The 20,883-nt window shown below is 70.2% G+C and carries 20 protein-coding genes, 2 tRNA genes and 2 pseudogenes; 15 read left to right on the plus strand and 9 right to left on the minus strand.

Features of this window, described 5'->3' with window-relative positions; translation table 11 throughout:
* Positions 1 to 503: 503 nt before the first annotated feature.
* Both HBB12_RS25730 and HBB12_RS25735 read right to left on the minus strand, forming a co-directional pair.
* Positions 504 to 579 (minus strand) — tRNA-Ala (locus tag HBB12_RS25730).
* 111 nt (positions 580 to 690) lie between these two features.
* Positions 691 to 766, minus strand: a tRNA-Ala gene (locus HBB12_RS25735).
* Between the two features lie 111 nt (positions 767 to 877).
* Here HBB12_RS25735 and HBB12_RS25740 point away from each other — a divergent pair.
* From HBB12_RS25740 to HBB12_RS25760, 5 genes and pseudogenes are all read left to right on the plus strand, one after another.
* A complete protein-coding gene (locus HBB12_RS25740; protein WP_203156030.1) occupies positions 878 to 1,165 on the plus strand; it encodes a YggT family protein in 288 nt (95 codons plus the stop codon).
* Positions 1,166 to 1,186: 21 nt separating this feature from the next.
* Positions 1,187 to 1,537 carry a DUF167 family protein gene (locus tag HBB12_RS25745; RefSeq protein WP_236991972.1) on the plus strand — a complete coding sequence of 117 codons (351 nt, stop codon included), beginning with the start codon at positions 1,187 to 1,189 and terminating at the stop codon, positions 1,535 to 1,537.
* Positions 1,538 to 1,673: 136 nt separating this feature from the next.
* Complete coding sequence (locus tag HBB12_RS25750; protein ID WP_236991973.1) at positions 1,674 to 2,720, plus strand: MaoC family dehydratase; 1,047 nt, start codon at positions 1,674 to 1,676, stop codon at positions 2,718 to 2,720.
* A gap of 213 nt (positions 2,721 to 2,933) precedes the next feature.
* Positions 2,934 to 3,308 (plus strand): annotated as a pseudogene (locus tag HBB12_RS25755) (PAS domain-containing protein); the annotation flags it as partial.
* A gap of 54 nt (positions 3,309 to 3,362) precedes the next feature.
* Positions 3,363 to 4,220: pseudogene (locus HBB12_RS25760) on the plus strand (methyl-accepting chemotaxis protein); the annotation flags it as partial.
* Positions 4,221 to 4,253: 33 nt separating this feature from the next.
* On the opposite strand, the gene mntR reads toward HBB12_RS25760, so the two are convergent.
* The gene (gene mntR, locus HBB12_RS25765) at positions 4,254 to 4,712 is read right to left on the minus strand and encodes a manganese-binding transcriptional regulator MntR (protein WP_048465730.1); all 459 of its coding nucleotides are present in this window, start codon (positions 4,710 to 4,712) and stop codon (positions 4,254 to 4,256) included.
* Positions 4,713 to 4,881: 169 nt separating this feature from the next.
* The gene (locus HBB12_RS25770; RefSeq protein ID WP_236991974.1) at positions 4,882 to 5,772 is read right to left on the minus strand and encodes a LysR family transcriptional regulator; all 891 of its coding nucleotides are present in this window, start codon (positions 5,770 to 5,772) and stop codon (positions 4,882 to 4,884) included.
* A gap of 284 nt (positions 5,773 to 6,056) precedes the next feature.
* Between HBB12_RS25770 and sdhC the strand changes: the two genes are divergently transcribed.
* The 7 genes from sdhC (at position 6,057) to HBB12_RS25805 (ending at position 10,977) form a co-directional block, all read left to right on the plus strand.
* Positions 6,057 to 6,476 carry a succinate dehydrogenase, cytochrome b556 subunit gene (gene sdhC, locus HBB12_RS25775; RefSeq protein ID WP_236991975.1) on the plus strand — a complete coding sequence of 140 codons (420 nt, stop codon included), beginning with the start codon at positions 6,057 to 6,059 and terminating at the stop codon, positions 6,474 to 6,476.
* Positions 6,477 to 6,491: 15 nt separating this feature from the next.
* Positions 6,492 to 6,893, plus strand: coding sequence for a succinate dehydrogenase, hydrophobic membrane anchor protein (gene sdhD, locus HBB12_RS25780; RefSeq protein WP_236991976.1), 402 nt, complete (start codon positions 6,492 to 6,494; stop codon positions 6,891 to 6,893).
* Between the two features lie 37 nt (positions 6,894 to 6,930).
* Positions 6,931 to 8,757, plus strand: a complete 1,827-nt coding sequence (gene sdhA / locus HBB12_RS25785) for a succinate dehydrogenase flavoprotein subunit (protein ID WP_236991977.1) — start codon at positions 6,931 to 6,933, stop codon at positions 8,755 to 8,757.
* Between the two features lie 28 nt (positions 8,758 to 8,785).
* A complete protein-coding gene (locus tag HBB12_RS25790; RefSeq protein ID WP_236991978.1) occupies positions 8,786 to 9,019 on the plus strand; it encodes a DUF433 domain-containing protein in 234 nt (77 codons plus the stop codon).
* Positions 9,016 to 9,396: a DUF5615 family PIN-like protein gene (locus HBB12_RS25795; RefSeq protein ID WP_272913300.1), complete on the plus strand. Its 381-nt coding sequence runs from the start codon at positions 9,016 to 9,018 to the stop codon at positions 9,394 to 9,396. Before HBB12_RS25790 ends, HBB12_RS25795 begins: the two co-directional genes overlap by 4 nt.
* 4 nt (positions 9,397 to 9,400) lie before the next feature.
* Positions 9,401 to 10,183 carry a succinate dehydrogenase iron-sulfur subunit gene (sdhB, locus tag HBB12_RS25800; protein ID WP_236991980.1) on the plus strand — a complete coding sequence of 261 codons (783 nt, stop codon included), beginning with the start codon at positions 9,401 to 9,403 and terminating at the stop codon, positions 10,181 to 10,183.
* A 179-nt stretch (positions 10,184 to 10,362) separates the two neighbouring features.
* Positions 10,363 to 10,977 (plus strand): AprI/Inh family metalloprotease inhibitor, encoded by a 615-nt coding sequence (locus HBB12_RS25805; protein ID WP_236991981.1) that lies wholly within the window; start codon positions 10,363 to 10,365, stop codon positions 10,975 to 10,977.
* A 4-nt stretch (positions 10,978 to 10,981) separates the two neighbouring features.
* On the opposite strand, the gene HBB12_RS25810 is transcribed toward HBB12_RS25805, so the two are convergent.
* The 4 genes from HBB12_RS25810 to HBB12_RS25825 all read right to left on the minus strand — a co-directional run bounded on the left by HBB12_RS25810 (position 10,982) and on the right by HBB12_RS25825 (position 15,803).
* On the minus strand, positions 10,982 to 12,358 hold the full coding sequence (locus HBB12_RS25810) for a TAXI family TRAP transporter solute-binding subunit (RefSeq protein ID WP_236991982.1): 1,377 nt from the start codon (positions 12,356 to 12,358) through the stop codon (positions 10,982 to 10,984).
* A gap of 100 nt (positions 12,359 to 12,458) precedes the next feature.
* A complete protein-coding gene (locus tag HBB12_RS25815) occupies positions 12,459 to 14,075 on the minus strand; it encodes an outer membrane beta-barrel protein (protein WP_236991983.1) in 1,617 nt (538 codons plus the stop codon).
* Between the two features lie 212 nt (positions 14,076 to 14,287).
* Positions 14,288 to 15,129 (minus strand): IS5 family transposase gene (locus HBB12_RS25820; protein ID WP_442919318.1). Its coding sequence is split into 2 segments (ribosomal slippage): positions 14,288 to 14,739 and positions 14,739 to 15,129, totalling 843 coding nucleotides; the frame shifts between segments, so codons are not numbered across the junction.
* A gap of 128 nt (positions 15,130 to 15,257) precedes the next feature.
* Positions 15,258 to 15,803, minus strand: a complete 546-nt coding sequence (locus tag HBB12_RS25825; protein ID WP_442919319.1) for a GNAT family N-acetyltransferase — start codon at positions 15,801 to 15,803, stop codon at positions 15,258 to 15,260.
* A gap of 69 nt (positions 15,804 to 15,872) precedes the next feature.
* Here HBB12_RS25825 and mutL point away from each other — a divergent pair, with 69 nt between their 5' ends.
* From mutL to aqpZ, 3 genes are all read left to right on the plus strand, one after another.
* On the plus strand, positions 15,873 to 17,885 hold the full coding sequence (gene mutL / locus HBB12_RS25830; RefSeq protein ID WP_236991986.1) for a DNA mismatch repair endonuclease MutL: 2,013 nt from the start codon (positions 15,873 to 15,875) through the stop codon (positions 17,883 to 17,885).
* An 87-nt stretch (positions 17,886 to 17,972) separates the two neighbouring features.
* Complete coding sequence (locus HBB12_RS25835; protein ID WP_236991987.1) at positions 17,973 to 18,803, plus strand: Uma2 family endonuclease; 831 nt, start codon at positions 17,973 to 17,975, stop codon at positions 18,801 to 18,803.
* 293 nt (positions 18,804 to 19,096) lie between these two features.
* Positions 19,097 to 19,831 carry an aquaporin Z gene (gene aqpZ, locus HBB12_RS25840; protein WP_236991988.1) on the plus strand — a complete coding sequence of 245 codons (735 nt, stop codon included), beginning with the start codon at positions 19,097 to 19,099 and terminating at the stop codon, positions 19,829 to 19,831.
* A gap of 242 nt (positions 19,832 to 20,073) precedes the next feature.
* Here the strand turns inward: aqpZ and HBB12_RS25845 are convergent, their stop codons facing one another.
* Entirely contained in the window at positions 20,074 to 20,586 is a 513-nt protein-coding gene (locus tag HBB12_RS25845) for an LbetaH domain-containing protein (protein ID WP_236991989.1), read from the minus strand.
* Positions 20,587 to 20,883 lie beyond the last annotated feature (297 nt).

The raw sequence follows: 20,883 nt of genomic DNA on the forward strand, positions 1-20,883 counted from the left end.
TCCTTTGCCCTCCCAGGCGGGCTGTCCGGTGAAAGAAAAAGCGCAGGTTCGCCCTCTCCCCGCGGGCGGGGAGAGGCCTGAGCTCCGAAGGGGCTCGGGGAGCCCGAAGGGCGGCGGTGAGGGGGTGTTTCCGGAAGAGCCTCTCTCGTCGAGACCCCCTCACCCTCGCTTCGGCTGCGCCTCCGCTGGCTGATCCCCTTGGACAGGGGATCAGCCCTCTCCCCGCCCGCGGGGAGAGGAGATTCCTCCGCCTTTTCTTTTCCGGGCAAGCCCTGCTCCCAGCGGGATAGGATCTCTGCAACCGTCCAGCGCGACGCCGTGGCCGGCCGCCTGCCGGAACGGACCCGGTCCCCGCATCGCGGCGTGCAACGTTCACTCGGCCCCCGCGCTGGCGGGTGCAGAGCCGCCCCATGCTGGACACCGGACATGGCAAAACCGGGCAACGGCTCGAAGCCGATCCCCGGTCTCATCCATCGATTATAGGATCCAACCAAACGGAAGTTTGGTGGAGCTGAGGGGATTCGAACCCCTGACCTCCGCAGTGCGATTGCGGCGCTCTCCCATCTGAGCTACAGCCCCGCCGTAAGCGGGCATATGTCATATCGCCGAGGCGATGTCACTACCCAAGTGGCTCCGTCACCACCTGCCCCGCCACCCTGCCAACCCTGCGTTAATCACGCTGGGCAGGCCTGGTGGAGCTGAGGGGATTCGAACCCCTGACCTCCGCAGTGCGATTGCGGCGCTCTCCCATCTGAGCTACAGCCCCGTCCGAGGCGGGTGCCTTGTAGGCCGGCCCTTCTCAGCCTGTCAATTCCCTTGGTGGGCCCGCCGCGATGCGATTGCGCGCGGGGTGTCCCGGGGCTCGCACGGACCACGCATGCGCTCGATTCTCTGGCTCATCGACAACATCATCACGCTCTACGTGTACCTGCTCATCGCCAGCGCCGTGCTGAGCTGGCTGGTGGCCTTCAACGTGGTCAACGTGCGCAACCCGATCGTGTCGCAGATCGGGGAGTTCCTGTTCCGGGTGACCGAGCCGGCCCTGCGGCCGATCCGGCGCATCCTGCCGAATCTCGGCGGCATCGACATCTCGCCGATCATCCTGGTCCTCGGCCTGTTCTTCCTGCGCAACCTGATGTTCGAGCTCTTCGCCGGCATGGCGTAAGAGCCTCGGCGTAGAACGGCCATGAGCAGCCCGCCCTGGCGGGTCACCCCGACGGGACTCGAGGTCCGGGTCCGGGCCACCCCGCGGGGCGGGCGCGACGCCCTCGACGGCATCGAGATCCGGGACGACGGCGCCTCCGTGTTGAAGGTCCGGGTCCGGGCGGCACCGGAGGACGGCGCCGCCAATGCGGCGATCCGGGACGTGCTGCGGCGCGCTCTCGGCCTCCCGGCCTCCGCGGTGGCGCTCGCCACCGGGGCCACCGCGCGGATCAAGCTGTTTCGCATCGCCGGCGACGGGCCGGTCCTGGCGGCCCGGCTCGACGCCCTGACCCATGGACCGCCCAAGGGCGCACCGTCCAAGGACGGGGCTTGACCGTCGGGCGGGGCTGCCCCTCAGATCGCCGGAAGCGGCCGGTCCGTCCGGCCCGACACCACCAGAGCCTGCCGAACGCGTCACCGCGCCCGGCAGGCTCTCGCACGAGAGCCGAAGCGCGAGACGAGGGGCGACGATGAAGACCAATCCGGGCCGTTTCTTCGAGGATTTCCGCCTCGGGGAGACCATCCGCCACGCCACGCCGCGCACGATCACCACCGGCGACGTGGCGCTCTACACCGCGCTCTACGGCCCGCGCTTCGCGGTTCAATCCTCCGACGCCTTCGCGGCGGCCTTCGGCTACGCCCGGGCTCCCCTCGACGACCTGCTGGTCTTCCACGTCGTGTTCGGCAAGACGGTGCCGGACATCTCGCTCAACGCGGTCGCCAATCTCGGCTACGCGGAAGGGCGCTTCCTGCGCCCGGTCTATCCGGGCGAAACCCTGAACTCGGTCTCCGAGGTCATCGGCCTCAAGGAGAGCTCGAACCGCCAGACCGGCGTCGTCTATGTCCGCTCCACCGGCTATGACGCGCACGGCGAGGCGGTGCTGAGCTATTGCCGCTGGGTGCTGGTGCGCAAGCGCGACCCCGAGGCCAAGATCGCCGAGGAGGCGGTGCCGAGCCTCGCCAAGGCGGTGGCGCCGGAGGATCTGGCCGCCGCCCTGCCGCCCCTGAACGCGCAAGGTTACGATCTCGGCCTCGCCGGCAGCCCGTACCGCTTCGGCGACTACCAGGTCGGCGAGCGCATCGACCACGTCGACGGCATGACCGTCGAGGAGGCCGAGCACCAGATCGCCACCCGGCTGTTCCAGAACACCGCCAAGGTCCATTTCGACGGCTTTGCGGCCAAGGACACCCGATTCGGCAAGCGACTGATCTATGGCGGCCACGTCATCTCGCTCGCCCGCGCCTTGAGCTTCAACGGGCTCGGCAACGCCTTCTCGATCGCCGGCATCAATGCCGGGCGCCACGTCGCGCCGCTGTTTGCCGGCGACACGGTCTATGCCTGGAGCGAGGTGGCGGCGGTGGCCGAGCTTCCCGGGCGCAGCGATGTCGGGGCGCTGCGCCTGCGCACCGTCGCCACCAAGAACCAGTCCTGCGCCACCCATCCGGACAAGGTCGGGGACGCCACCGACCCGGCGGTCATCCTCGACCTCGATTACTGGGTGCTGATGCCGCGCTGAGCGCATCGCGGGGGGCGTCGTCCGGCGAAGTCGAAGGCTTTGCCGGGCGACGAAGATTGGCTTTGCCCTTACGCCAGGACGCTGCCTGGCGACCGCGACCACTCACACAGGCGGAACGCTCGGACAAGCGGGCAAGCATCTCTCAACCCTAACGTAACGTCTTCTTCATTGTCGAGCCGTAAGGTTTCTCCAGGGACGACCGGACGACGACAGATGCTGAAGCGCTTCTCACCGAAAAACGAGTTCTTGGAGCTGCTCGCAACGCGTGCAGGCGTGGGCTTGTGGGAGGTTGTGCCGTATCGGGGCGAGCTCACCCACCCGAAAACCACCGTGACCTGGACACCGGAGTTGCGGCGCGTCCTCGGCTACAAGACGATCGAGGAATTTCCGAACACGCTGGAGGCGTGGTCGAGCCGGATCTATCCCGCCGATTTCGATCACATCATGTCCGCGTTCGCCGCCTCGATCAAAGACGCGAAGAACCAGGGCGCATACGACGTCAAGTACCGGATCGTGATGCCGGACGGCAAGCCGCGCTGGTTCCGCGCCACCGGTGGCGCCAATTACGACGAGAACGGCATCCCGACGCGGATCTGCGGCTCCCTCGTCGACATCGACGAGGAGATGAACATCAAGATCCGCGACGAGGAACGGGCGAAGCGGCTGGAGGAGCTGGTGACCGGCTTCACCCGGGACTCTGCGGCCCTGTTCGCCACCCTGTCGAATGCCGCCACGGAGATGAACGCCGCTGCCGCCTCGATGGCCGGGACGGCGAGCCAGACCAGCGCCCGCTCGACGGAAGTCGCGGGATCCGCCCAGCAGACCTCGACCAATATCGGCACCGTCGCGGCGGCCTCCGAGCAACTCGGCAGCTCGGTCAACGAGATCGGGCGCCAGGTCCAGGGCTCGGCGAGCCTCGCCGAGGCGGCGGTGGTCGAGGCGGATTCGACCGCGCGCCTGGTGCAGGAACTGAGCGGCGCGGTGAGCAAGATCGGCGACGTCGTCAGCCTGATCTCCTCGATCGCCGGGCAGACCAACCTGCTCGCGCTCAACGCGACGATCGAGGCGGCCCGGGCGGGCGAGGCGGGCCGCGGCTTCGCGGTCGTCGCCGCCGAGGTCAAGGAACTCGCCAACCAGACCGCCAAGGCGACCGACGAGATCTCGGCGCAGATCACCCGGATCCAGGATTCGACCGCGCAGGCGGTCTCGGCGATCGGCGGCTTCGGCACGCGGATCCGCGAGATCAGCAGCGTGACGACGGCGATCGCCGCCGCGGTCGAGGAGCAGAACGCCGCGACCCAGGAGATCGTCCGCAACGTCGCCCAGGCGGCGACCGGCGCCGGCGACGTGATGACCGGGACGGCCGGCGTCTCGGCCTCCGCCGCCGAGACCGGCGAGACTGCGGCGCGGGTGATCACCGCCTCGTCGCAGGTCTCGGAGCGCTCGCGCGAGCTGAACGCCCAGACCGACGCGTTCCTGCACGCGATGCGGGCGGCCTGAGCAAAGGCCACCCACCGCCGCCCGGAGTCGCCGTCAGGCGGCGGTCCGGGCGGCGGTGAAGCGGCGGAACGCCTCCAGGGTCTCGCCGCTGACATGGTGCTCGATGCCCTCGGCATCGCAGCGCGCCACGTCCGGGCTGACGCCGAGCGCCAGCAGGAACGATTCGACGATGCGGTGGCGCTCCCGCGCCTCCGCGGCCAGCGTCCGGCCGGCCTCGGTGAGGAACACCCCGCGATAGGGCCGCTGCTGCACCAGGCCGTCCTCGGCCAGGCGCTTGAGCATCTTGGCCACCGTCGGCTGCGCCACGCCGAGGCGGGCCGCGATGTCGACCTGGCGCGCCTCGCCGCCATCGCCGATCAGGTCGGCGATCAGCTCGACGTAATCCTCCACCAGTTCGAGCCGGCGCGCCTCGCGCACCTGCCGGAAGCCGGCGGAATGCGCCTCGGCATCGACCAGGGCGGCGGGCTCGTGCGGGCGATCGGTGTCCTGCATGGGGTGGGGTCGTCCGCCTCGTTCATTCGCATCGGTGTCACCGCACTCTTACCCGAGGACGGGCCGGGTGTGCAGGGCCTGAAGGCACGCCCTCCGAGCCTTCACCCCAGGTCCGTAACCTCAGGTCCGTCACCCCAGGTCCGCATCGGCTCCGGTCCCGGATGCACCTTCATTCCTGCGGCGCCCGCAGATGGGCGACGAAATCCTGCGCGAAGGGGGGCAGGGCGGCGAGATCGCGCAGGCAGATCGTCAGGTCGCGCACCGCCCAAGGATCCTCCAGGGCCACGATGGCGATCGCCATGGTGCGGGCGGCCCGGCGCGCGGTCGTCTCCGGCACGATGCCGAGGCCGACCCGGCACTCGACCAGGCGGCAGACCGCGTCGAAGCCGCGCAGTTGCACCCGCAGGCGCAGGGGCTGACCGCTGCGGCCCGCCTTGCCGGCGAGGAAACGAGTCAGCGCGCTTGCGCGATCGAGCCCGACGAGATCGTGGCCGAGCACCTCGGCGAAGGGTACGGAGGCCCGCTCGGCCAGGGGATGGCCGTCCGCCACCACCAGCACGAACCGGTCGCGGCGGAACGGATGGGTCTCGAGGCTGCCGGTCTCGACCGTGCCGGCGACGAGGCCGAGATCCGCCGCGCCCTCGGCGACGAGCCCGACGATCTCGTCCGACAGGCGCTCCTCGATGTCGACGCTGACGCCCGGATGCAGGGCGAGATAGGCCGAGAGCACCTCCGGCAGGAACTCCGTCAGGGCGTTGGTGTTCGACAGGACCCGGATCTGCCCCGCCGCCCCGCCCGCGAAGGCGGCGAGATCCCCTTGCAGCCGCTCGACATTGCCGAGGATCTGGCGAGCATGGGTCAAGAGCGTGCGCCCGGCAGGCGTCGGGGTCACGCCGAGCCGCGCCCGGGTGAGGAGGGCAGCGCCGAGCGAGGCCTCCATGCTGCGGATGCGGTGGCTCGCCGCGGCGAGCGCCAGGTTCGCCCGGGCGGCGCCATGGGTGATCGAGCCCGCCTCGACCACGTGGCGGAACAGGCTGAGATCGACGAGATCGAAATGCATGGCGGCGTCTGCCTCCCTCGGGCGACGGCCCGTTCCCGGCCTATCGTTTCGCCGGCCGCGAAGGTAGATCGGACCGTGTTGCGATGACCAGGGGTGTTCACGGCCTTCGTCATTGGCGAAGGCTGGGTCAACGAGAGCCGCATTGCGAATTGGACGCGTTCCAGAGAGACAGGCGGACGCGTCTGTCACTCGCGCAGGGTCGCGGCCACGTTGCGCTCGCGCGACGGAGCCGGTAGGTGACCCAGTTTAGAGCCGGTACAGACCAGGGAATTCCGAGGATCACGATGGCGGACACCGCAAGGCCCACCAACCCCGCCGGCAGACCGGTCGTGCGACCGCTCTCGCCCCACCTCCAGATCTACCGCTGGACCTGGACCATGGCGATGTCGGTGGCTCACCGCATCACCGGCGTCGCGCTCTACGGCGGCACCGCGCTGCTGGCGATCTGGCTCGTGGCGCTCGCCGCCGGCCCGGGCGCCTACGGCCCGGTGGCGTGGTTCTTCGGCTCGATCCTCGGGCGGCTGATCCTGTTCGTCTATACCTGGATCCTGCTGCACCACATGCTCGGCGGCATCCGCCACCTGGTCTGGGATTTCGGCCACGGCATGGAGCCTGGCACCCGCATCGCGATGGCCCGCTTCACCCTGATCGGCTCGACCGCCCTGACGGTGCTGATCTGGCTCGTCGCCCTCGTGGCGCGCTGACAAGGACGACGACAGATGGCCGAACCCCGTCCCTCGATCCGCACCGCCCGCGCCCGCATCAGCGGCCTCGGCGCCGCCCATCACGGCACCCGCGAATGGTGGATGCACCGCGTCACCGCGGTCGCCAACGTGCCCCTCGTCCTCGCCTTCGTGGTGATCGTCGCCCTGATGGCCGGCCGGCCCTACCCGGCGGCGGTCGCCCTGGTGTCGCACCCGCTGGTGGCGATCCTGCTCATCCTTGGCGTCCTGTCGGTCACCAACCACATGCGGATGGGCTTGCAGATCGTCATCGAGGACTATGTCCACGACAAGGGCCTGCGCATCGCCGCGGTCATCGCCAACAACTTCTACTGCGTCGTCGTCGCGGTCGCCTGCCTCTACGCCATCGTGCGCGTGAGCCTGCGGGCCCTCGTGTAACGACAGACCGCGTCACGCCAGAACGGGAACCTCGCCCATGGCCTCCACCGCTTCCGCCGCGCCGGCCCAGAACGGCAAGGCGTACACCATCATCGACCACAGCTTCGACGTCGTGATCGTCGGCGCCGGCGGCGCCGGCCTGCGCGCCACGGTCGGCTGCTCGCAGGCCGGGCTTCGCACCGCCTGCATCACCAAGGTGTTCCCGACCCGCTCGCACACCGTGGCGGCGCAGGGCGGCATCTCGGCCTCGCTCGGCAACATGGGCCCGGACGACTGGCGCTGGCACATGTACGACACCGTGAAGGGGTCGGACTGGCTCGGCGACCAGGACGCGATCGAGTACCTGGTGCGCAACGCGCCGGCCGCGGTCTACGAGCTCGAGCATTGGGGCGTGCCGTTCTCGCGCACCGCCGAGGGCAAGATCTACCAGCGCCCGTTCGGCGGCATGACCACCGATTACGGCAAGGGCACCGCCCAGCGCACCTGCGCAGCGGCCGACCGCACCGGTCACGCCATGCTGCACACCCTCTACGGCCAGGCCGTGAAGGCGCAGACCAACTTCTTCATCGAGTACTTCGCCCTCGACCTGATCATGGACGAGGAGGGCCGCTGCCGCGGCGTCATCGCCATCGACCAGGCGACCGGCGAGATCCACCGCTTCCGCGCCGCCACGACGGTGCTGGCCACCGGCGGCTACGGCCGGGCCTATTTCTCGGCGACCTCGGCCCATACCTGCACCGGCGACGGCAACGCCATGGTGCTGCGGGCGGGCCTGGCGCTCGAGGACATGGAGTTCGTCCAGTTCCACCCGACCGGCATCTACGGCGCCGGCTGCCTCATCACCGAGGGCTCGCGCGGCGAGGGCGGCTACCTCACCAATTCCGAGGGTGAGCGCTTCATGGAGCGCTACGCGCCGTCCGCCAAGGATCTCGCCTCCCGCGACGTGGTCTCCCGCTCCATGACCATGGAGATCCGCGCCGGCCGCGGCGTGGGCAAGAACAAGGACCACATCTTCCTCCACCTCGACCACCTCGACCCGAAGATCCTGCACGAGCGCCTGCCCGGCATCTCGGAGAGCGCGAAGATCTTCGCCGGCGTCGACGTGACCAAGGAGCCGATCCCGGTCATCCCGACCGTCCACTACAACATGGGCGGCATCCCGACGAACTTCCACGGCGAGGTGCTGACCCTGAAGAACGGCAACCCCGACCACGTGGTGCCGGGCCTGATGGCGATCGGCGAGGCGGCCTGCGTCTCGGTCCACGGCGCCAACCGCCTCGGGTCCAACTCGCTCATCGACCTTGTGGTGTTCGGCCGCGCCGCGGGCCTGCGCTGCGCCGAGACGGTGGAGAAGGGCGGCCGCCTGCCGGAACTGCCCAAGGACTCCGCCGACAAGGCGCTCGGCCGCCTCGACCGCTTCCGCTACGCCAATGGCGGCACGCCGACGGCGGAGCTGCGCCTCGAAATGCAGAAGACGATGCAGAACAACTGCGCCGTGTTCCGCACCGGCGAGGTGCTGGAGGAGGGCAGGGGCCTGATCAACAAGGTCTGGGCCGGCACCGACGACGTGAAGGTGACCGACCGCTCGCTGGTCTGGAACACCGACCTGCTGGAGACCCTGGAATACGACAACCTGATCGGCCAGGCCGTCGTCACCATGGAATCCGCCGCCAACCGGACCGAGTCGCGCGGCGCGCATGCCCGCGAGGACTTCCCGGACCGCGACGACAAGCAGTGGATGAAGCACACGCTCGCCTGGCTCGACCCCGACGCCCGCAAAGTCGCGATCGATTACCGGCCGGTCCACACCTACACGATGTCGAACGACATCGCGTATATCGAGCCGAAGGCCCGCGTGTACTGAGGCCGCCAGGGCCGGCTTGGAGGGATCGATGACCGAGTTCCCCCGGATCACCCGCAACCCGGCCGTCATGGCCGGGAAAGCCTGCATCCGCGGCAAGCGGGTGACGGTCGCGATGATCCTGGGGAATCTCGGTGAGGGCGTCGGCATCGACGAGTTGCTGGTGGCCTATCCCTATATCGAGCGCGAGGACGTGCTCGAGGCCCTCCGCTACGCGGCCTGGATGGCACAGGAGCGCGAGATCGCTCTCGAGCCGGCGGCGTGAGGATCGTGGTCGACATGAACCTCACGCCCGACTGGGTCTCGTACCTTCAGTGCCTTGGACACGACGCGGTCCACTGGTCGGAGGTCGGTGCGGAGGACGCGCCCGACACCGACATCATCGATTGGGCGCGAGCCTCCGGTCGCGCCGTCATGACGGCCGATCTCGATTTCGGGATCGCCCTGGCGCGGTCGGACGCGACCGCGCCGAGCGTCATCCAGCTCCGCATGGGATCCACGCTGCCTGGGCGCATCGGCCCCCTCGTCGCCCGCGCGATCGACGGGGCACGGGCGGACCTGCACTCCGGAGCCCTCCTCACCATCGAGACCGGACGGGTGCGACTGCGTCCCCTCGGGCTCGACCGCACCGATCAGGCATAGACAGATGGCCCAGTTCAACCTCCCCAAAGGCTCCCAGTACACCGAGGGCAAGACCTGGCCGAAGCCGGCCGGCGCCAAGAATCTCCAGGAGTTCCGGATCTACCGCTGGAACGAGGATGACGGCGCCAATCCGCGGATCGACACCTACTACGTCGATCGCGACGATTGCGGCCCGATGGTCCTCGACGCGCTCTTGTGGATCAAGAACAAGGTCGACGCGACCCTGACCTTCCGGCGCTCGTGCCGCGAGGGCATCTGCGGCTCCTGCGCCATGAACATCATGGGGCAGAACACGCTCGCCTGCACGCTCGGCATCGACGATTGCAAGTCTACCCAAGTCAAGATCTATCCGCTGCCGCACATGCCGGTGCTGAAGGATCTGGTGCCCGACCTGACCTCGTTCTTCGCCCAGCACGCGGCGATCGAGCCGTGGCTGCAGACCGAGACGCCCTCGCCCGAGAAGGAGTGGCGCCAGACTCCCGAGGACCGTGCGCGGCTCGACGGGCTCTACGAGTGCATCCTGTGCGCCTGCTGCACCACCTCGTGCCCGAGCTACTGGTGGAACGGCGACCGCTTCCTCGGCCCGGCGGCCCTGCTCCAGGCCTATCGCTGGCTGATCGACAGCCGCGACGAGAATACCGGCGAGCGCCTCGACGGGCTGCACGACCCGTTCCGGCTCTATCGCTGCCACACCATCATGAACTGCGCCAATACCTGCCCGAAGGGCCTGAACCCGGCCAAGGCCATCGCCGAGATCAAGAAGATGATGGTGGCGCGCGAGGTCTGATCCGCCTCCAGGCATCGTTCCGGGTGGCCGACTGGGTCCTGTCGGCCACACCCCCTCGAAAAGGCGCCTTCGGGCGCCTTTGTCGTTGGGGAAACCCCTGCACGTGCCTTGGCGGGATCGTATTTCCCGGGGACCAACGATCCCCGACATCCGCCCAAAGGCCCTTTCAGGACCCCTCGATGCCGCGCCAGATTCTCTGCACCGTCGCCGCCCTGGCCCTCGCCGCGAGCGCCGGCGCCTGCTCCTCGTCGCGGTTCGATACCGGGCTCAACGCCTCGGCCCGGCCCGTCGGCCGTCCGGCCCGGCCGCTGCCGCCGGAAGAACCGGATCTCGGCCCGGGCCTGTCCTCCGGCCCGGTGACCTCCGCCCCCCTGGCGCCGCCGCCTGGCGCCTCCGCGGCTCCCGTCGTCGCCAATCCGTCCGGCCCGATCATGGCGGAGCCGTCGCCCCCGCCGCCGGTGCAGCAGCAGGCGTCGATCGCCCCGCCCCCGCCGCCCCCGGTGGTGGCGAGCGGCGGCCGCTCGGCGGTCGTCGGCGGCTGGACCGCCAAGGACGCCACCGGCGCGAGCTGCCGCGTCACCCTGGCGAGCACCCCGGCCCTCGACCTCTACAAGGCCTCGTCCGCCGGGTGCGCCAACAAGGACCTCGCGAAGGTCACCGCCTGGGACTATCGCGACGGCGAGGTCTACCTCTACCAGCCCGGCGGCACGGTCGCGGCGCGCCTGCGCCCGGCGGGCGGGGCGATGGACGGCGCCCTGTCGAAGTCCGGCGCGCCGCTGGCGATGGTGAGATAGGCGCCTATTCGGCGGCACTGAGCCGGAAGGCGGGACGCGGCGGCACCGCCTCGCCGGCCATCCGGCGGCAATCGGCGATGGTGGAACGGGCGGTCTCGATCGCGATCATCACCGCCGCCATGGTGCGGGTGTCGGTCTCGCGCTCGCGGGTATAGCGGACGACATCCGCCGCCAGCGTATCGACCTCGCCAGTGAGCGCATCGAGGCCGGCCGGATCGGCCCGGCGGGCCTCGGCCAGGATCTCGAGCAGGCGGTCCATCACCACGTCGATGCGCTCGCGCCGCAACCGGCGCAGTCGTTGGCGCAGCCAGGCCAAGGCCGAGCCGAAGCCGCCGCCGAGCACCGCCAGCAGATAGACCCAGTCGCCGTAGCGCTCGATGAACCCCTGCTGCTCGCGCTCGTAATAGTCGATGGCGCCGGGATGGATCGGCAGCCGCGCGCTCGTCGCCTCGGCGGTGGTCTCGTAGGCGGGGGCGGCCACGTAATCGGCGGCCGGCGTCGCGTCGGAGAGGCGCGAGCGCAACTCGAACAGATGCTGGGTCACGTCCGCCGCCACGGTCCGGCTCAGCGAGGCCCTGGCCATCAGCCGGTAGGACGCGCCGACGGTCTTCACCTCCTCTTCGGGCACCTTCGGGCTGCCGCCGAACAGCCCGGCCGGTACCGTCACCGCCTGGAGCCGGGGCAGTCGCTCGATGATCGCCGGCCCGTCCTCGACCCCGACGAAATCGACTTTGCGGGTCCGGCTCGCCGCCTGGACGGTGCCGACGAGGCGCAACGCCATCGGGGCGGCCGGCGCGATCACCGCCACCACCGCGTCGATGCGCTTCTGCGCGAAGGCGGCGGGAAGATCGTCCTCGGCAAGCGGCACCAGCCGCACCTGCCCGGTGGGAATCGGGCCGCCGCCACCCTCCTGGAGGGTGAGGCCGTAATAGCCCATCAGGCTCTTCAGCAGCCACAGATCGGCGTCGCGATGCGCCACGATGCCGAGGCGCTTGCGGGCGAGGGCCGGGAAGGTCGTGATGCCGGACGGTGCCGGGGAGGCGATCAGCATCGCCTGGTCGCGCAGGATGGCGAGCGTCAGGCCGTTTGCCGGCAGATCGACGTCGGGCCGCACCACGGCGAGATCCGCCTGGCCCTGCTCCAGCGCCTTGGCGCTCTCGCGCACGTCGTCGAAGGGCAGGATGCGCAGGCGTATCCCCTTGTGGGTGCTCTTGAGGGCCTCGGCATAGGCGCGGATCAGCGCCGGCTCGGTGCCGTCCCGCGGCGCCACCGCGATGGCGAGCGTGGTCGCCTGCAACAGATAGATCGCCACCGCCGCCGCGATGGTGAGCACCAGGCTGGTGACCAGGAAGATGCGCTCGGGCCGGAACGCTCTCGTCATCGCGCGGACACGCCCTCCCTCGAAAACCGGAATCTCGATCGGAGGAAACCGGTGGAGGGGGGTCGGGTTGCGCGGCCCGCGTGTCGCAGGGGAGGGATGGTTACGGGTTGACCCGCACCCCGACCAGATACGTATCCGAGTGATAGCTCGACCCGATCGCCGTGCTGCGCAGCAATTCGCGGGCGTAGCTCGCCCGGAAGCCGAGCCAGCGGTTGAGGCGGTAATCGAGCTTGACGCCGGCGCTGTAGCCCTGCTCGCGGATGCTGGTGCCCTGGTAGTCGTTGCTGATCAACGTGCCGGCGAGCGTCAGGCGCAGGTTGCGGCGCAGGTCGTGGGTGATCTCGGCGACGGCGGTGCGGGTGAAGATGCCGCTCGCGCCGGGCACGATGGTCTCGCTCACGCTGGTCGAGGCGCCGACCCGGAGCGAGGTCAGGGCCGTCGCCGCCCAGGTCACGGAGCCGTCGATCACCGGGCCGGTGACGTTGCTCAGCCGTGGGTCGGCGTAGTGGCGCGACAGGTAGCCGCCCGACACCTCGCCGGTGAGGAGCCGGCTGATCTCGAAGCTCGAACCGGCGCGGACCGTGACGCCGTCGGAATCGCGGCGCAGGCCGGACTGGTCGACCGCGAAGTCGTGGATGCGGGTGTCGACCAGGGTATCGACGAAGGGGGTGAAGCCGGGGCTGATCTCGTAGCCGGTGCGCAGGCGCAGGCCGAACTGGTTGGCGTTGCGGTCGTCCTGGCGCAGGATCGTGCCGTCGGGGAGTTGCGCATTCTCGAAGCTCTGGCGGTCGATCAGGCCCGCCAGCGTCACCTGCAGCCGGTTGAAGTTCTGCGTCACCCCGACCGTGCCGCCATAGGTGGCGACGAGGGGCCGGTCGCGGACCTGGGCGGCGAGGTCCGGGCTGCCGGCGCGCTGGGTCGAGATGGCGTAGCGGCCCTCGACATCGACCTTGGTGTCCCGGGCGACGTCGAGGCGCAGCCGCATCGCGCCGTCGCCGTCGGGCCGGTCGGCATTGGGGTTGTCGGGATACAGGAAGTAGCCGAAGCGCATCGCGCCGGTGAGTTCGTGGGACGACCAGTCGCTCGCGACGCGCAGCTCGCCCTGGCTGAGCAGCGCCATCGAGCCGCTGCGATAGATCGAGCGGTCGGGGTTGGAATCGTAGCCGACGCTCTGCTGCAGGGCCGGGAACAGGGTCAGCCCGCCGAGCCGGATGCCGAGCGGACCGTAGGGGTCGAGGGGGTCGATCGTGCGCCGGCGCAGGAGGGGCACGCCCGCGGCGAGGTCGGGCACGCCCGAGACGGGGATCTGCACCACCGGGCGCAGGCGCGAATCGTCGGCGATGCCCGTTTGCGTCGCCTGGCGGGTGATGGCGGTAGTGGGCGGGCGGGTCCGCCGCTGCGGCGGGTTGCGCGGCCTGGCGCCGAAGCGCGACGCCGCCCCCGGGCGGGCGATGCCGCGGGAGAGCCCGCCCTGGGCCGCCGGGTTGGAGGCGCGCAGGGCGAAGGTGGCGGGGTCCTGGCCGCCCGGGAGCGGGCCGGGCAGGCTCGGATCGGTCGCTTGTCCGAGACCTTGCCCGGCTCCCTGATCGAATCCCTGGCCTGCGCCCGGCGCCGCGACCTGGGCCCGGACCGGCCCCGCGGCGGCGAGGGAGACCGCCAGCACCAGGGCCGGGAGGCCGGGGCCGGCCTGTCCGCGTGTTCGCCGCTCGTCCGCCACGGGCCTGCCGCTCCGCTCCGCCGGGCCCGTCCAATTCGGCGGGCCATCATGGTTAAGAGGGGTACAACGGGCAGGGTTAAGTCCCCGTAACTGACCCTGGGCCAGCGATGTCCCGGGAAAGCGGCACCGCTCGGGCGAAGGACTGTCTCGTACGGTTTCCGATTGATCGCTTCGCGATGCGGAAACCGGCTTCACTCAGTGTCTGTCCGGGATCATGCTGATTGTTGGCAGAGTTTTCTGAGCATGATGCGGATGGAAGCAAGGCGCAGGAAAGCCAGCGCCTTGCGGGTGTGGCACTCCCAATCCTTCGCCAGCCGCCGGCAGCGATTGAGCCAACCAATCGTCCGCTCCACGATCCAGCGCTTGGGCAGGGCCTCGAACCCGACCGCCTGATCCGACCGCTTGACGATTTCCACCGTCACAGACCGGCAGACCCGTTCCAATGCCTCCCGGAACACCGGCCCCTGGTAGCCGCCATCTGCATACAGCTTCAGCAGGAACGGGTAGAGACTAAACAGCGTCGCCATGACCCATACGCCGCCATCACGATCCTGCACGTCGGCCGGATGCACCAGAGCATGCATCAGCAGACCTTGCGTATCGACGAGGAGATGGCGCTTCTTGCCTTTGATCTTCTTGCCCGCATCATAGCCGGACGGGTCGATCGTGCGCCCCCTTTTTCCGCGCTCTTGACGCTCTGGCTGTCAATGATCGCTGCCGTTGGGCTGGCCTCACGTCCTGCCTGTTCGCGGCAGAGAACGTAGAGGGTGTGATGGATGCGCAGGAGAGTTCCGTCGTAATCCCATAGATCGAAGTAACCATGCACCGTCGAGCGAGGCGGTAGATCTTTTGGGATAGCGCGCCATTGGCACCCCGTTCCAAGGACATACATCAAGCCGTTGACCACCTCGCGCAGATCAACCGTTCGTTTGTTTCCCCCGCGTCGAGCCGGCGGGAGAAGGGGAGCAACAAGCGCCCATTCCTCATCCGTCAAATCAGTGGGATAGCGAAGCTTGCTGCGGTCGTACCGCTGGCGGTTCTCAGGCGTCCACATCGCTCAAGCATACGCCTGTCGGCGCGAACCGCAACGCGCTCCGAAAAAACAAATTCTTCCCGGACAGACTCTCAGGCGCCGCGCGGGCCGGTGACACGGCGTCCGGAAGGACTCTCCCGGAAGCCGTATCACCGTTCCGGAGGCGTTCCGTCACCCGGACCGAGGGCGCGCTGCATCAGCACGGTGTCGAGCCAGGTGCCGTGCTTCCAGCCGACGGATTCGAGCACCCCGACGGGCCGGAAGCCGAGACCGGCGTGGAGCGCGATCGAGGCGGCGTTCTGCGAATCGCCGATCACCGCCACCATCTGGCGGAACCCCGCTGCCGTCGCCTCGTCGACGAGCCGCTCCAGCAGGCGCCGGCCCAAGCCGCGCCCGGCCTGGTCGGGCCGGACATAGACGGAATTCTCCACGGTGCCCCGGTAGGCCGGCCGGGTCCGGTAGGGGCCGGCATAGGCGTAGGCGACGACCGTCCCCGCCCGCTCGGCGACGAGGTACGGGTAGCCGCCCGACACGAGCGCCTCCCGGCGCGCGCCCATCTCGGCCTCGTCCGGCGGCTCGAGCTCGAACGAGGCCCGGCCGGTCGTCACCGCATGGGCGTAGATCGCCGTCACGGCGGGCAGGTCGTCCTCCCGGCAGGGGCGCAGGATTACGTCGTCCGTCTCGTCCGCCATCATCGCATCCACCCGTGGAAACGCAGGCTCCCGCACCTTCTGGCGGGCCTCGCGAAACCTTATATTCCCGCCATGGCTCCTTCATCCCCCGGACGGCCGCACTCTCCCGGAAGGCCGGAAGTCCGCCGCCTCGACCCGGTGCTCGTCGACCGCATCGCCGCCGGCGAGGTGGTCGAGCGGCCGGCCTCGGCGGTCAAGGAACTGGTCGAGAACGCGGTCGATGCCGGCGCCGCCAGCATCGCGGTGACGATCGCGGCCGGCGGGCGCAAGCTGATCCGGGTCGTCGACGACGGCGGCGGCATGAGCGCGGACGACCTCGCGCTGGCGGTCGAGCGTCACGCCACCTCGAAGCTGCCGGACGGCGACCTCGCGCGCATCGAGACCCTGGGCTTTCGCGGCGAGGCCCTGCCGTCGATCGGCGCCGTGGCCCGTCTCGCCATCACCTCGCGGGTGCCCGGCGCGGAGAGCGGCCACGTCATCGTGGTCGATGCCGGACACAAGGGACCGGTGCGGCCGGCAGCCAGCCAGCCCGGGACCCGGATCGAGGTGACGGATCTCTTCGCCGCCACCCCGGCGCGGCTGAAATTCCTGAAGTCGGACCGGGCCGAGGCGACGGCGGTGGGGGAGATTCTGCGCCGCCTCGCGGTCGCCCACCCGCAGATCCGTTTCACGCTGACCGGCGAGGGCGCGTCGTCCCCGGGCCTGGTCTTCCCGGCCGAGACCGGACCGGGCTCGTGGCTGCGCCGCCTCGTTGCGGTGCTCGGACCCGAATTCGGCCAGAACTCGGCGCCGTTGAGCCTGGAGCGCGAGGCCTTCGCCCTCGACGGCCATGTCGGCCTGCCGACCTTCCACCGGGCGGCGACGACCCACGTCCATTTCGTCGTCAACGGAAGGCCGGTGCGCGACCGGCTGCTGCTCTCGGCGGTGCGGGGGGCCTATGCCGACGTGATGGCCTCCGACCGCCATCCGGTCCTGGCGCTGGCGCTCACCTGCGACCCCGCCCTCGTCGACGTCAACGTCCACCCGGCCAAGACCGAGGTGCGCTTCCGCGATCCGGGCCTGGTGCGCGGGCTCATCGTCAGCGCGATCCACGAGGCCCTGCGCCGGGAGGGCGGGCGCAGCTCCGGCACCGTGGCCTCCCGCACCCTGGAGAGCCTGCGGCCGCAGCAGGCGCCGATCGCGATGCCGGGCTCCTCGATGCCGGGCTCCTCCGTGCCGGGTTCCCTGCCCTCGACGGCGTCGCGCCAGCCCGCGAGCCTGTTCGCCCGCCGCGACGAGACGGCGCCGGCCCGGCCCACCGGCTCGGGCCGGCCCGAGGATTTCGAGCGCGATTTCGGCCAGGCGCCGTGGGACGCGCTTTGGGGGGCCCGCGAGCCGGATCAGGCCGCCTACGAGGCACCGCCCCCCGGCGGTGGCTTCGGCGAAGGGCACCAGGCGCAGTTTGCCGGCGACCTCGCCCTGCCGAGCGCCGACCAGCGGATGCCGCCGCCCGAGGCCGTTGCCGACCAGCATCCCCTGGGCGCGGCACGGGCGCAGCTGCACGAGACCTACATCGTCGCCCAGACCCGGGACGGGATCGTCATCGTCGACCAGCACGCCGCCCACGAGCGGCTGGTCTACGAGCGGCTGAAGCGCGAGCGGGAGGGCGGCGGCATCGCCCGCCAGATCCTGCTGATCCCCGAGGTGGTCGAGCTCGATCCCGTCGAGGCCGACCGGCTCGCCGATGCGGCCGACGCCCTGCAGGATCTCGGCCTCGTGCTCGAATCCTTCGGCCACGGCGCCGTGCTGGTGCGGGAGGTGCCCTCGGCGCTCGCCGGCGGGTCCTTGCGCGCGCTCCTCACCGATGTCGTCGACGCGCTGACCGAGGGCGGGGCCGATCCGCTCGCCCGTCGCCTCGACGCCGTCCTGTCGCGGATGAGCTGCCACGGCTCGATCCGGGCCGGCCGCCGCCTGCGGCCGGAGGAGATGAACGCGCTGCTCCGCGAGATGGAGGCGACGCCGTTCTCCGGCCAGTGCAACCACGGGCGCCCGACATACGTCGAATTGAAGCTGTCGGACGTGGAGCGGTTGTTCGGGCGGCGGTGAGCCGTCGTCTCGACGGCTCGGAACCGGCTTCCCGGACTGCAGGGCCGTAGCCTACGATCTCGCCACTGACAGCACCGGAGGCCCTGTATGCCCGCGGCGCGGCGCGATGCGTTCATCGATCTCGACGCCTATGACCGCCTCTGCGAGACGGCAGAGGAGGGGGAGCGGCTCGAATACATCGACGGCCGTGTCTTTCGCATGATGGTCGGCGGATCGACCGCGCATCACGCCCTGACCCGGCGCCTCGACGGCCTCGTCGCGGAACGCCTCGCGCCCGGCGGGCCCTGCGCGTCGTTCCGAGAGACGATGCGGCTCGAGGCCGGCACGGCGCGGTTCTACCCGGATGTCTTCGTCTCGTGTCGCGGCGACATCGCGCCCGATCCAGACACCCGGAGCGTGGCCTCCGCGACCGTGATTATCGAGGTGCTGTCGCCCTCGACCGAAGCGTACGACCGCGGCCGCAAGTGGCTCGCCTACCAAGCCTTGCCCGATCTCCGCCACTTCGTCCTCGTCGCGCAGGACCAGCGCCGGATTGAAGCCTATCACCGCGAGGGCGCCGGCTGGCGCTACGAACTCCTCCAGGCGCCGGATGCCGTCCTCCGGCTCGATGCGGTCGCGGTCCACCTGCGGCTCGACGCGATCTATGCCGTGGTCCCGATGCTTGCCACGGCGAGCGACGACCGCCCGTTTTCCGTCCCATTCGGGCCGGCCCAGGTCGCTGGCATCGCCGGGTTGAAGGGACTGGATGTGTCCGGAGCCATCGAAAAGCTCCTTACCGAGATGGATGCGGAGGAATGCGCGGCGGCGGTCGCGGCGCTGGTCGGACTCGCCGACCTGCCGCCGGAGGAGTCGTGGCGGGCGGTCCTGCCGCAGAGGCTGCATCGCGGGCTGGATGAGGCCTTGCGCGGGATGCTGTGACGGCGGCTTCCATCCTGAGTCGATCCGATGGTCGCCCCGACCAATCGGTCGCATCACAGATCAATATAGCGACAGCAAGACCCGATTTCGTGATCACACGATCTCAGGTATAGGTAGCTCAGGCGAGCGACGAAGCTCGCCCACCGACTTGGGCAAACCTCTCCTCCGACGGTTCCGGGCGGCGCATGGCGCCGCATCCGGACCGGATGCATGCGGCCGACGTCCCCGCGCCTGATCGAGCCGGCCCGAAATCCGGCACGGGACAATCGAAGTCCCGCACGAGGAGACGCCCCATGGACATCCGCAAATGCGCCGCCGAGGCGATCGGCACCTTCTGGCTCACCTTCGCCGGCTGCGGCAGCGCCGTCATCGCCGCCGCCTTCCCGCAGGTCGGGATCGGGCTCCTCGGCGTCGCGCTCGCCTTCGGCCTCACCGTCGTCACCATGGCCTACGCGATCGGCCACATCTCGGGCTGCCACCTCAACCCGGCGGTGACGATCGGGCTCGCTGCAGGGAGGCGCTTCCCGGGCCGGGACATCGTGCCCTACATCGTCGCGCAACTTGTCGGTGGCGTCGCGGCGGCGGGGCTGCTCTACGCGATCGCCTCCGGCGCGCCGGGCTTCGACCTCGCCAAGGGCTTTGCGGCGAACGGCTACGGCGAGCACTCGCCCGGGCAGTATTCCCTGATGTCCTGCCTCCTCGCCGAGGTGGTGCTGACGGCGATGTTCCTGTTCGTGATCATGGGGGCGACCCACGGCAAGGCGCCGGTGGGCTTCGCGCCCCTGGCGATCGGCCTGTGCCTGACCCTGGTCCACCTCGTCGGCATCCCGATCACCAACCTGTCGGTCAATCCGGCGCGCTCGACCGGCCCGGCCCTCATCGTCGGCGGCTGGGCCCTGGCGCAACTCTGGCTGTTCTGGGTCGCGCCGATCATCGGCGGGGCGCTCGGCGGCATCCTGTATCGCTGGCTGAGCGAGGCGCCCTCGGCGCAGGTCACCGGCGTACCGACGGCCGCCGCCACGCACTGATACCTTCGGGCCTTGGCATCGACAGATCGATGCCAAGGCGTCCGGCGCATCAGCGCCGACGCCCGTTCGGGCTTGCCTAGAGCATTTCACGATCGCGTTGCAATCGCGAAGCTCTCTAGGTCTTTGATCTTGCCGCATTGTCTGCGACGAACCGGTATCCACTTCGTCGGACAATGCTCTAGCGCCTTCGAACAGATCTGTTCGAAGGCGCGGCGGTATGAAACCAAGGATCGGCCGGCCGGTCAGCCGGCCGCCACCTCGTCGAGGCGCCCGGCCGGGTCGTGCGGTTCGAGGCCGCGCCGGTCGCGGGCATCGCCCACGACCCGGCCGGGCACGCCGACCACGAGGGCGAAATCCGGCACGTCGCCCGTGACGACGGCGCCGGCGCCGATCATTGCGCCGCGGCCGATGACGAGGCCGGGCAGCACGGTCGAACGCGAGCCGAGCGAGGCCCCGGGACCGATCCGGGTCGGCCGGCAAGCGACGGTTTCCGAACCACCAGTCTCCCGGCTCTCCGTCTCCGTATCGCCGATCACCACCCCGTGGCCGACGAATACGCCCTCGCCGAGCTCGACCGCGGGGCCGAGTACGCTGTGCGAGGAGACCTTGCAGCGCACGCCGACGCGGCTGCCCGGGCGGATCTGCACGAACGGCCCGACCCGGGCGCCGGCGCCGATGCGGCAGCCCGCGAGATCGACGAGGTCCGGATGCGTGATGCTGGCGCCGTCCTCGAGGGACACGTCGGTGATCGGCATGCGGGCGGGCTCCGGTCTTCGGGTTGCAGTCAGCGTCGGCCACGAGCCTAGGCCGTTGCCGCGCCGCCCGGCAGCACCGGCTTTGGGGGCGCCGGGCGCCGCCGCCCTCGACCGCCCGGGGCGGGTGGCGCGGGGCGACCCTCCCCCATCGGGGGAGGCCTCTCCTCCGGCAGGCGGAGGCGAGGGGGAGCGACCCGCTCCGAAAGGGGGAGGGAGGAACGATCGGGGTGAACCCTGCCTCCGCCGCCCGGGCGTCATCGGGCCCCGCCTACGCCGTTCCGCGGCGTTCCGGCCGGG

This window comes from Methylobacterium sp. SyP6R, from assembly GCF_019216885.1.
Lineage (GTDB): Bacteria > Pseudomonadota > Alphaproteobacteria > Rhizobiales > Beijerinckiaceae > Methylobacterium.